The 12,649-nt window shown below is 34.6% G+C and carries 12 protein-coding genes; all 12 read right to left on the bottom strand.

Annotated features, from left to right (window positions below):
• Positions 1–32 precede the first annotated feature (32 nt).
• Positions 33–947: a glycosyltransferase family 2 protein gene (locus CLIN57ABFB40_RS04955; protein ID WP_167965581.1), complete on the bottom strand. Its 915-nt coding sequence runs from the start codon at positions 945–947 to the stop codon at positions 33–35.
• Positions 940–1,500 carry a colanic acid biosynthesis acetyltransferase WcaF gene (locus tag CLIN57ABFB40_RS04950; protein ID WP_175629144.1) on the bottom strand — a complete coding sequence of 187 codons (561 nt, stop codon included), beginning with the start codon at positions 1,498–1,500 and terminating at the stop codon, positions 940–942. The genes CLIN57ABFB40_RS04955 and CLIN57ABFB40_RS04950 overlap by 8 nt, the downstream gene beginning before the upstream one ends.
• A 613-nt stretch (positions 1,501–2,113) precedes the next feature.
• The gene (locus tag CLIN57ABFB40_RS04945) at positions 2,114–3,214 is read right to left on the bottom strand and encodes a glycosyltransferase (protein WP_175629143.1); all 1,101 of its coding nucleotides are present in this window, start codon (positions 3,212–3,214) and stop codon (positions 2,114–2,116) included.
• Positions 3,215–3,244: 30 nt separating this feature from the next.
• Positions 3,245–4,378, bottom strand: a complete 1,134-nt coding sequence (locus CLIN57ABFB40_RS04940) for a glycosyltransferase (protein ID WP_175629142.1) — start codon at positions 4,376–4,378, stop codon at positions 3,245–3,247.
• A 47-nt stretch (positions 4,379–4,425) separates the two neighbouring features.
• A complete protein-coding gene (locus CLIN57ABFB40_RS04935) occupies positions 4,426–5,661 on the bottom strand; it encodes an O-antigen ligase family protein (RefSeq protein ID WP_175629141.1) in 1,236 nt (411 codons plus the stop codon).
• Positions 5,658–6,158, bottom strand: coding sequence for an acyltransferase (locus CLIN57ABFB40_RS04930; RefSeq protein ID WP_175629140.1), 501 nt, complete (start codon positions 6,156–6,158; stop codon positions 5,658–5,660). The genes CLIN57ABFB40_RS04935 and CLIN57ABFB40_RS04930 overlap by 4 nt, the downstream gene beginning before the upstream one ends.
• A gap of 1 nt (position 6,159) precedes the next feature.
• A complete protein-coding gene (locus CLIN57ABFB40_RS04925; protein WP_175629139.1) occupies positions 6,160–7,116 on the bottom strand; it encodes a glycosyltransferase in 957 nt (318 codons plus the stop codon).
• Between the two features lie 3 nt (positions 7,117–7,119).
• Complete coding sequence (locus tag CLIN57ABFB40_RS04920) at positions 7,120–8,085, bottom strand: acyltransferase family protein (RefSeq protein WP_175629138.1); 966 nt, start codon at positions 8,083–8,085, stop codon at positions 7,120–7,122.
• A complete protein-coding gene (locus tag CLIN57ABFB40_RS04915; RefSeq protein ID WP_175629137.1) occupies positions 8,082–8,795 on the bottom strand; it encodes a glycosyltransferase family 32 protein in 714 nt (237 codons plus the stop codon). Before CLIN57ABFB40_RS04915 ends, CLIN57ABFB40_RS04920 begins: the two co-directional genes overlap by 4 nt.
• Positions 8,796–8,802: 7 nt before the next feature.
• Positions 8,803–9,954 (bottom strand): non-hydrolyzing UDP-N-acetylglucosamine 2-epimerase, encoded by a 1,152-nt coding sequence (gene wecB / locus CLIN57ABFB40_RS04910; RefSeq protein ID WP_175629136.1) that lies wholly within the window; start codon positions 9,952–9,954, stop codon positions 8,803–8,805.
• Between the two features lie 728 nt (positions 9,955–10,682).
• Positions 10,683–11,588 (bottom strand): glycosyltransferase family A protein, encoded by a 906-nt coding sequence (locus tag CLIN57ABFB40_RS04905; protein WP_175629135.1) that lies wholly within the window; start codon positions 11,586–11,588, stop codon positions 10,683–10,685.
• A 61-nt stretch (positions 11,589–11,649) separates the two neighbouring features.
• Complete coding sequence (locus CLIN57ABFB40_RS04900; protein ID WP_175629134.1) at positions 11,650–12,630, bottom strand: glycosyltransferase family 2 protein; 981 nt, start codon at positions 12,628–12,630, stop codon at positions 11,650–11,652.
• Positions 12,631–12,649: the final 19 nt, after the last annotated feature.

The following is a 12,649-nucleotide window of genomic DNA, read 5'->3' as shown; positions in this document are numbered from 1 at the left end:
ATATTTATCATTAGTCATTAAACCATACAGCCCTACAGCGAAATATTCCAACGATTTTTAATAAATACCTTCATTTTCTCCTTATCCTCGCCACAAGCCTTCTTGCAGGCTAGGATATTACCGTCCACCATAGCACGATACCACCATCCTTGGATGAATGCAAACAAAAAGCCCTCCTTGCCATCAAGGAAACCGCCTCTCATAATGTAACGGTAGCAAAAATAGGCAAAGCTACGCCAGAACAACGGGAGCTTGTTATAATCATTCTTGCGGTAATGTTTCTCTTTTGCTTGTTTGCCAAGTCCCCCATTTTTGTCTCTATCATTACCCCCTGAAAGGTTGAACTCATCATTCAACACTTCGCAAGCTTCACGCTGTGCATAGTTGATGTGTTTGCGACAATAGTCACCCAAATCAATTAAAGAATGATCACAGAAATCATTATTCAACACTATTGAACGCCCCTCTTTCAGCGCAATGTGCTCATCCATCAAGCGAGCATCGTCATATCTGCCCATACCTTTGCGAAACATACGCATAATCAACACAGGATATACGCCATGCTTTACCCACCTATCCATAAAGATGTGACGACGCTTCAACTCTATACCAGTCACCTCCTTGGGCAAAGTAGGCAACTTCGCTTCAATTTCTTCCATCAATTCTGGCAGAAGGTACTCATCTGCATCAATACGCAGCACCCATTCTGTCGATATCTCTACATTATCAAGTGCCCAATTAAACTGTTCCGCTTGATTACCCGGATATTTGTGAACAACAACTTCCACATTTTCAAATTCCTTGCAAATCTCTACAGTGCTGTCTGTTGATGGACTATCCACCACAATCACCTTTTTAGAGATTGGGCACACATTCTCCAAGCATCTGCGAATATGCAATTCCTCATTGTATGTAAGGATGATAGTTGTCAAATCAAGTTTATTCATTTTTCAGTTCTCTCTTCTTAATAAATTTTGCAGGATTCCCTCCTACTATAGCCCATCTTTCCACATCCTTACAGATTAAAGATGCTGCAGAAGCCACTACACCATCACCAATACATATTCCTGGAAGCACCCTACAACCTGTAGCAAGCCATACAGCACTACCAATCGTAATTCTACGTGTAATCAATGCAAAATATGGGCTATTAACATCGTGTGAACCTGTAAGAAGATAAACATCCTTTCCTATACAAGACTTTTCACCAATTGTAATAGGAGCCATTGCATATACCCAAGATTTTTCACCTAACGAAGAAAGGCATCCCATTGTTACATTCCACGGATATTCAATCTTACAGGACGGATGTAAACTACAAGTATAATCTATTTTACTCCCAAAAAGACGAGTTAACCACACACGATATCTCCGAAAAATTCCCAACCGAGAGGGGCTCCAACGAAATATGGTACTATTTACTGTCATCCACAATAAATTCTTAATTTTTTCATTACGGCTCAAGCCATTTGTTTGTATTGGATTAAAAAGAGAGAGCATCTTATCCCCCCTTTCGCACCTAAAATAAGACGAAGACATCCCTTCACTAACCATTAATATCCTATCTTTCAATATATTACAAAAAACACCAACAATAATACAACAAAATTTACTACATTAGCCATTGAAACAACAGCTGAAACTTCACCAATAATTACGCCCTTACCAACCATAGCCTTGGCGATAATCTAAGCGTTGTCTTAATCATTATAGGAGCATCTATCAATTCAAAATTGGGAGACGAAATATTAGGAGAGCCAAATAATCAACGCTTCTTAAAATGCAACATTTGATTCCAATAACAACGGTTCCTCTACACATCTAATGCAACAATCCTTATCAATACTTGAATATGCACCAATTGTAAGATTCCATGGAACAACAATTTCGGCATCTCCACCAATAGAGCAAGTTCAATCAACCTTTGCCCAAACAATAAAAAATAGCAACTCATGTTTTTCTGTAAAAAAATAAAGTCCAACGGAATATAGTTGAATTGATAACATTCCCAACCCTAGATTTTATTTTATACTGCAAACTATAAGGAGTTGTTTGTACTGGATTAAATACAGTACTCGTAATTAACCATCGTAAAAAAGTACAACAGATATAATTACTTAATATTCGAAATAAGATTAAAGAAATTTATCCAATCACTTTTTTGACTAGGATTGAATAAAGGATATTGTTTCTTTTCAATACAGACTTTCTCAATCTCTTTGACCCAAAGTCTAACATCATAAGGTTCAATAAATATAGCTCCTTCATACCCTCCGATTACATAACGAGCAAAATCTATATTAGAAGATAATACAGGAATTCCAAATGCAGCAGCTTCCATCAAGGGTAATCCTACTGTCTCAATAACACTTGTAAACAATAAAGCTGTAGCTGATTTGTAATACTCTAACAATTTTGAGTGTTCCACTATTCCTTCAAAAATAAAATTCTTTTTCAAGCCTAATTTTTCTATTGTAGGAACTACATTTTTATTTTTATGTTTGGAACTTAGCACATGAATACGAACTCGATTAGCAATAGATTTATCGACAGTATACAATTCTTTGACAGCCCTAACCAATGTAATCTCATTTCTATACTTCATTCCTTCTCCAACAAAAATGAAATGAAAATTGTTATCACCCCAATCATAAGATTCAACATTCAAGCTATTTATTTTTTCCATATCAGGAAAGAATGTATTAATTCTATCCTGACTAATACCAAATGTTTTTGCAAATCGTTCCTTAACAACCGGTGTCTGAACGGCAAAAATAGTATCATTCGCCCATGTACTCTTCATCACATAAGGATAGACAAATTTATAATAGAACAAGATTCGCTCAAAATGGCAGAACGGATTATAAAATCCAGCATACAAGGGAATAGCCTGATGATAATAAACAATTTGCTTACAATCCTTAATATACTTATATCCATTGTTTTGAAGTGAGATAATCAAATCTGGTTTAAATCCTTTTTTTGCTAAGTCTTCACTCAAATGAATCCGTTCATATTGCAACAATTTGTAGCCTCTAGTAATATGATTTACTACATATTCTACATTGGGAATTTCAGGTTTATCCAACGTTTCACTTACATACACCAAATATTTATCAGAGCCGATATATTCAGGCAAATGACTCATAAATTGGTTATAAATAGTCTTTGCTCCCCCCATCTTAATAGTTGAAGCCATTACTAATATATTCATATTTATTCCAAATTAAATGATCTATAATAATTATGCAATAGACCCAGGACCATCGCTAATTTGAATGGTCTTATCTGCCAAAAGCGATTGAGCGAGCTTACAAAAATTAGCTGCAGCATTAGCGGGGCTCCACACATCATGAATGGTTCGATAGGCATTAATACTCATTTGCTCACGATCATTAGGATGCTGTAATAACCAATAAACTTTATCAAACAGATCATCTTCCTTTGACAAATCAAAAGTAAAGCCATTCACTCCTTCTTTAATTAAATAAGGCGCAGCACCTGTATCAATAGATATCACGGGACAGCACCCACATCCCATCGATTCATTCACTACAGCCCCCCACCCTTCAAGTCTATTGCTCGTAAAACAAAAAATATGATGATTTTTCATAATTATCATTACTTCACTATTAGGTAATGCTCCTAAGAAAGTCATACAGTCAGACAGACCTTGATGAATCGCCATCTGCTTTATACTTTCTTCTTCAGGTCCCGTACCAATCATAGTAATACTGAATTTCGCACCTGCTACTTTAAGTTTAGCTGCCAATTCAACCATACGTTCAGCATGCTTTAAAGGAATAAAACGAGCCACCCACAAAATCTTCGTAATCTGATTACGCTTCTGCTGCATAACTGATTCAATGTCTAAATCTGGCACAGTTGTAAAGTATCCCCACTTATAACTCATACCACGAAAAGCCAACATCTTATGGAAATCATTAGCCGCATAGCCTCCTGATCCCAATAAATATACCGGTTTTCTATGACAATGCAGATGATAAAACAACATTTGTTTGATTAAACGAGGAGAGAACACATTTACCCAACCGCGCTTAAACCAACGTTCACTATATAAAAATGTTAGTTTACCCGTTTTTACCCGCTCTTTAAAATATTTTATAGGACAAGAACCATAAACAAATACATCAGCATCATGTATTATCTGTAACGCTTTATGATAATTTTCTTTACTCTCATAAGACTTTATTAGATAAGGTCGCTTAGAATAATCCGCATCCCCCCCCTTATTATTTTCTTCATTAGGAACATTAGTCTCAATGAACCAAAACTGCCCATTAGATAATTTATAGAGTTGATCAGCCACTCCAACTTGATGAATATTTAATGCGACTGTGGCAAATGCTATAGTCATAAAAATAAACTGTTTACTTTGATTGAAAATTATTTATGTATTTAGCGTTAACAACACCTCTTCAACAGATACACATAGTCACTACATTGAGCTATAGATATCCAAAACATAAGAAACAAGAAACCACCAGCAAATAAAGCATGACCTTCTACAATAGCGTATAACATACAAGACAGCAACATCGATAATCTAAAACCAGCGACAACATCTCTTTTTTTTCTCCTTATTACATTATATGCAGACAAAATAATCAATAAGTATGGGATAAAGCCTAATAATCCAGTCATAGACAAAACTGAAAGATGAGAAGAACCTGGTTCTATACCGCCATTTTCATTGTAATCATCTGTATATTTAGGGTCTACAGCACCAAAGCCTACTCCCAAGAGAGGATAGGAATTGAACTCATCCCAACGATTATCCCACTTACTTTGACGACTACTAAATGTACTGCCAGCATTTAAATTTCCCTGCTGTTTTTCAATGAGTCCTGTAGTTACTCTGTCAGCAACAGGTATAGCCAATATAGAAGAAACGATTAAAAGCCAAGTTACTTTTCCCCTTGCTTTATTTGAAAACAACAAAGAATAGACAATAGGAAGAACCAAAGACATCACAGCCCCGCGACTGGCAGAAAGGAAAGTAGCCAAAGCTCCTATCAAAAAGAGAATAATATATATTAGTTTTTTATTATATAGATATGCATGAAAAAAAAGCAACGATGTCAATGCGGCCAAAGGTCCCATCAACATGGAATGGACAAACAGTCCACTAAAAGTACCAGCTTGTCCATCCACAACATTGACAAGGTCAGCTCTACTAATATGCAAAGGCATAAAATTGATTCCTAAAAAATAGCAAAAGAAAGAGGCTATGGACATTATTCCAAATAAAATTAATAAATTTCTACAAGCTAAAGTCCTAAACTTAACTGCAATATCGGATTGAATGCATGGTGAACACACTAATGTAATCATTACAAACAATCCAAATCGTATTTGAGAGTTAAACAAGGGAGTGCTCGCCATCAAAGCACTAATTCCAAAAGCCACATATAACAAAATAAAATTACTATTACATTGAATTCGCCCTTCCTTCAATATATAGAGAAGACATAACGTACAAGTAGCAAAATATAGCATACTTGTGGGGAAAAATAAGAAGCCAGAAACAGTACTTACAGCTACTACCGCGAATAACCATGCCAAATAGCTACAACTTTTAGGAGCATTCACTTCCGAAAACACAGGCAAATGTGTCAAAAAAGACAGGTACTTACTCATTTTCTGCTCAATGGTATAGCTTTGGCAACCAACCCTTTAATTAAGCTATAATCTGGATATTCCCCTTTAGTGCAACTGCATGCAGCGACAATAGACTTACGTCCTATAACTGAAGAACCCAACAGAGTAGCTCCCGTACAAATCCAACAACCATCAGCTATAACAACATCTTCTGTTATGCCATCTCCAGCAATAGATGGACCATCAAAATCAATAATATGACTTCCATTTAATACAACACAACAAGGAGCCATATTTACATCTGAACCTATCTTAATATTGGAAGAGGTATAAATAAAACATTTAGGGCCAATCCAAGTGTTATCACCAATTTCTAATGTGCCAGAACCTGAAAATACCGCACTAGAGTTAATACGCACATTTCGCCCGATTTTAGCCCCACAAAAACGGAGTAACACACGTTTTAAGCCAAAGCACCTAGTTTCTGGCAAAAGAACAAAGATAAAGTGAACCAAATAAAGTTTAAAACTACTCATATCAAATAAATTTAGTGATAGATTTATATAAGAGTATTGAAAGATTCATCAGACTAATCTTAAATAATTCCTTCATATTTAAACCTGATGCCTTTGTCAATGGATAATACGGTTTAGATTTTAGTTCATCTAAAGTAACAACTGAATTAATATCCCAAAAAGCCAAAGCCTGTGAATAGACAAAAGCAATTTGTTTCATAAAATAGTTGTAAGCAACGGAATTATCACCCACATTGGCCAAACAAAAATCGTATAATGAATCACAAATAGTAAGAAAACTAGTCACTCTTTTATCATTCCTACCCGATTTCATAATAGAACCTTCTCGTTGATAGTAATTGTAAATAGCCTTATCTACATAAGATATTCTTTGAGACAAGCAATAAGCTCTGGGAGTGAACTCTTGATCCTCATGCAAAATACCAACCTTAAATCGTAAATCATACTTAATTAGTTGTTCACGTTTATAAAATGCCAAAACAGCAGCTGGCGGCATTGGCTGTGATACAAGATATTGCTCACCACTCAATATTTTACCGTCAATTGTAGAAGGATTATTATAAGCTTCTATCCTTCCTTCATCAAAATATAATTGTAGATTAAAGCATAATGCATCCAATTCGTTAGCAATGGCATAATCTAAGAGAGGCTTGACTGTATTGGGTTCAATGAAATCATCACTATCTACAAACCAAATATATTGTCCTTCAGAATGTTCTAAACCAGTATTACGTGCAGCACTCAACCCCCCATTCGTTCTAGTTATTACCTTGACATTTGTATGCTGACCTGCAAAATTCTCAGCTATATTCAGTGAATTATCAAGACTACCGTCATTTATGACTACGACCTCGAATTCACTCTCATCCATTCCCTGGACAAATAATGACTCCAAGCATCGTAATAAATATTGCTCAACATTGTAAACAGGTACGATTATACTTAACTCTATTTTCATATATTATCTTCCTCCCATCAATATAGGAACATATTTTCTAATGAAAGGTGTTATAGCTGTTAATACTACAACAATAGCAAATGCTGATATCAAAACAACAAACCAATTAGAGAATATATTATAAACATGCAATTGAATAAACCATAACAATTCAGTATGCAAACACATAATCACTAAAGTTGAACGCGAAATACTCTCAATAAACGAGCTTTGTTTTGCAATCAAGATACATAAAGAAATCACACCAAAGATACCAATAAAAGCAAATATCAAACTGAATACTGGATAACTAGTATACTGATCAGCTACCATATCCATATTACCTATAAGTCGGTAGCCCACCAACACCAGCACTAAACATACTACAGAGACTATAAAAGCAATCACCTTCTTGCTTACAATGTAATCCGCAGCATTTATAATTTTATCTTTTCCTATAAAGCCCACCGCAAAGAACAATAGAGCGCAAGGCACTGTGTGTAAAGCCAAATAAATAGGTAAGTTAATCACGCCCAATGTAGATAACAGAATCAACATAACTACAGGATACCTTTTATAGGCATATACACAAATATTGCAGAAAAAAAGCGACCACAAAAACCATGCTGGTCCACAAGACATAGGAGAATCACCACAAAGAAAAGAATTAACAAAAATGGGGACGGTAGTATTAAATATATCTAAACCACCACCCGCTTTCAATTTAATAATATACCAAACGAAGCACAAGACTGAAAATAAATAATAAGGTACAATTAATCTTTTAGCCTTTATCTTAACGAATCCACCAAATGACATGTTCAACGACTTATCACTAGTTAGGAGTCCACTGAGAAAGAAAAACAAAGGCATATGAAACATATAGATATACCCTCTTACTTCAGCATTGGGCAAAATATAATGTCCTAACACAACAAAGTATATACCTAAGGCTTTAGCCCAATCTACCCATACTACTCTATCCTTCATAAACGATGTTTAATAGATAGAATTATAGTTCTTAACTTACTTCCCATCATTTTCGCCATGCGTTCTTTAAATTTTTCATAAGGAGTTAACCAACTTCCAGCAAAATGATGTATGGTTGTACTATTGTTAGTTAAATAAATTTTTCCATCTTCCAAAGACTTTGGACAAAAATAATCATTCGGGTAGATCGTAAAGTAATCAGGTATATTTTGATACTTATTGTTTAGAACCAAACCATGCTGTAACATAATACTTGTTATCGTCTCTACATTTGTAGTCAAATCCAAAGAACCATCTTTGCATACGAAATGTCGATTTTTGTAATAATCGAGATTATCTTTTACCCATTGGCCACCTTTTTCACTTGCCATTATACCTGTCGGAACACGAGTTTCATTTTCAAAACCGGAAAATGCATGATGAGAAAGATAAGGGTCCAGAGATTTTAGTACTTCAACATCTGTGTCCATGTAGATTCCACCTTCGTTGTAAAGCGCATACAGTCGGACAATATCTGTAACAAACGCAAATCGACGATTATCATAGGCCTCTCTTGCATATGGGAACAAATCCAAATCAAAATTATCCTCGTTCCATTCTTTAATCACATAGTCTGGGCAATATTTTTTCCACGATTCGATATAAACCTTAGCATCAGCTGGCAATGGATTACGACCAAACCAACAATAATGAATTACTTTAGGTATCATATAATATTTATTTTAAAGCATTACATATTCTCTTACAAGCCAATCCATCACCATAAGGATTGACAGCTTTACTCATCTTTTCATAAGCGACAGCATCATCAAGAAGAGTTGATACTTCCTGCACAATTTTATTATAGTTTGTTCCAACAAGATGTACTGTTCCATTCTCAAGTGCTTCTGGACGTTCTGTTGTATCTCGCATTACTAAAACAGGCTTGCCAAGACTTGGGGCTTCTTCTTGTATACCACCGCTATCTGTCAATACGATATTCGCCTTTTCCATCAAGTATACAAAACTCAAATACTCCAATGGTTCTATGAAGAACATATTTCCAAGATTGCAAAGTTCCTCTCCGAACACTTCGTGAATAGACCTACGAACATTAGGATTAAGATGCATAGGATAAACAAAGTCCACATTAGGATATTTGAGAGTTAGCTCCTTGATAGCTTCACACATATGTATAAAACCATCCCCAAAATTTTCCCTTCTATGCCCAGTCACTAACACAAGTTTCTTTCCATTAGTAAGTCTTCCTGTGTCGTAACCTGCTTTTTCCAAAGTACTCGCTAGATCAGAATTAAGGGTTTCATCATTTTTAATTTTGTCAACCACCCAATAAAGTGCATCGATAACAGTGTTGCCTGTTACAGTTATTTTATCTTCAGAAACTCCTTCCTTCAATAAGTTTTCCTTTGATAATGGTGTTGGTGAAAAATTGAAAGTTGCAATTCGACCCGTTATTTGCCGATTCATCTCTTCGGGCCATGGGCTATAAATATTATAAGTGCGCAGTCCAGCCTCAACATGCCCAACAGGAATCTGTTGGTAAAATGCAGCAAGGGCGGCAGCTGTAGACGTTGTAGTGTCACCATGTACTAACACAACATCAGGCTGACATTCTTTCAATACATCACGCATACCTACAAGTACACGAGTAGTGACATCATAGAGGTCTTGTCCCTGCTTCATAATGTTTAAATCATAGTTAGGCTTAATACCAAAGATTTGAAGCACTTGATCAAGCATTTCACGATGTTGTCCTGTTACGCAAACTATTGTTTTGAAATTATCAACATCCTTTTGGAACTCCTTTACAAGTGGAGCCATCTTGATTGCTTCGGGACGAGTTCCGAAGACTAACATTACTTTCTTCATGTTATGATAGTTTTATTATGAATTTACATCTTAAACTGATTTTTTAGCCCCAAGCAAAACAGGGCAATATCTAATTTATTAATGGATTTACTAAAGTCAACATAACAATAATAGTAACAACTACTACTGATATGAAAATATTGAGAATATATCAAAGAAATGAAGATGCACGAACCAGAATACAAGAGCATAAGTACAAATTATTAGCAACCTTGAAGTTGCTACAGCCGATATAGCTTTGACACTAGGTAGTAAAGTACATATTCCATAAATCCCAAAGTATACAGTCTAAAGCAAAAACAAAGGAACAATTGTGATTTCCCCTTTAGCCATATCCATATTACCAATACACAATACCTACAATTACAAAAGCAAATAGTAATAAATAACTATAACTAAATTATGAAAATTCAGATACGCTGCGATAATATTCATGTATCTCTTCAAGAAATACCCCAGTACCTAAATAAATGCTATGGGGTACAATAGATAGCGTTAAATATTTAAGGTGAAAAGGTGCAAAAATAAAAATTCCAAACCATGACGGCGAAAAAGTTAAACTATTTCTACAATCGAACAAATATCCAGAAAGAAAAAAAGAATAATGACATATGAAACATATTAGGTGTAACTATTAATATCAGGATTTTGCAGATTAAAATTTTCCAACACTATTAGCTAGACTCCGATTGCTTTTGCCCAATCTATCCTGGCAACTCTTTCTTTCATCACTTTCTGAGCTTTTTTAATAGTTTATATTTATAATAGGGTACCAGACACCATGCTATAAGATATTTAAGCGACTTATCGTTCGAATGACGAAAAACATCTTTTAGATTTCCTATTTTTGAAAACACGATATAATATGTAAGATTACGCAATTGCTCCTTCAACGAATATTCTGACTTTCCAAGACCACACAAAATATTATAATACATAGCCCAACCTTTAGGATATTTCAAATACAACGATCCTGAATTAACAGTATAACCATCTTGCTGATACTCACATATTTGAAAACTTTCATCACAATAAAGAAAATCATAATGACTATCAATCAGTACATAAGCAGCAGCTTCTGTGATAAACTTCTCCCCATCAACCACAGGGAATGGATATTTTTTGATTACATCAGTATCAAATATCATTGCGGTATCTCCTACGAATCCATATTTCCGATAAAGCTCTCTCGATTTACCTCGTCTGATAGAAGGAAATCTACATGTTATTTTAGGCTCATCATTGGACTGAAAAACCATAGATTTATATCCTATAAAACCTGCAAGATGTTCACCTTCACAATTATTATTTTCCCAGAAACATATAATATGCTCAACAGCATCGTCAGTCAAATAGTCATCACTATCCACACAAGTAAATAGAGGTGTTTTGCACAATTGAACACCCCAATTATGGGCCCGCATTTTACCTCCATTCGCTTGCTTATAATATTCAATAGCTATTTTTGACTCAGAAATCCAACTATTAACTAAAACCTCTGTATTATCAGTTGAACCATCATCTACGATAAGCCAAACAAAATTCTTAGAGGTTTGCCTGCACAAACTACCATAAAGTTGAGGTAATATATACACTCTATTATATGTAGGAGTAAAAATAGTCAATCCTTTCATATCATACAAAAAAAAGACTTACAACTTTAAGTGATACCATTTAGACACCTATTATAAATAATTATTTAGTAATCATAAGTATTTTCAAAAGCTTCTTATACGCACGATATAAATAAAAGCACCAATTTGAAACCATCCAGTGAGGTGCTGTTATTATAGAAAATTCTTTTAAAAACAATGACGATGGGTTACGGTGCTTAATATTCTTATATATGCTCCTACATGTGTCTTTTACGAGTTTCTTATTTTTACTCAAAGGATAATAGACAGACCAAAATTTATAGGACGAAATTGGTTTGAGGAACTCAACTTCCAAGTCATCAATAATATTCCTCTCAATCAGCTCTATTATATGCAAATGAGCAATACAAGATTTAGTCCTATCTATTTCATTTGTAATAGATTTATCATTACTTAATCTATACCAATAGCAATTTTTTTCCACAAAAGCAATAGAATTAATATGCTTTTGTACATAAAAAGACCAATACACATCTTCATGAATATATCCCTCTGGAAAGGAAATATGATTATTCTCTAACCAAACTCTTCTATACAATTTATTCCAAGCAGTTAAACCAATTTCCCATTTGCAAAATTTCTCATGAATCCATTCTTTATTATCACTATAGATAGGATACGATTTATTGTCATAATAGCACAATGGACTTCCATTTTGATTAATAACCGAAGCTACTACAACATCCACATTGGGGTTTTCAATAATCCTATCAACCATGGTTTCTATAGTATATGGGTATATTTTATCGTCCGAATCGAGAAAATAAAGATATTCACCCGTAGCAATCTTCATTCCACTGTTACGAGCAGCAGAAAGACCACCATTCATTTGATGAATCACCTTAATACGAGAATCATATTTTGCATATTCATCACACATAACAGGGCATCTATCCGGCGATCCATCATCTACTAAAATAATTTCCAAATCCTTATATGTCTGATTTAAAACAGACTGAATACACTCATCAAGAAAACTCTCTACATTATATATAGGAACAATAATTGAAACCTTAGTCATATCACATCTTGTTTTAATT

Origin of the sequence: Bacteroides acidifaciens (assembly GCF_903181435.1) — a bacterium.
In the GTDB taxonomy this organism is placed as follows: domain Bacteria; phylum Bacteroidota; class Bacteroidia; order Bacteroidales; family Bacteroidaceae; genus Bacteroides.
Note: the sequence above shows the minus strand (reverse complement) of the source record. Positions and strands in the feature narration are given on the sequence as shown.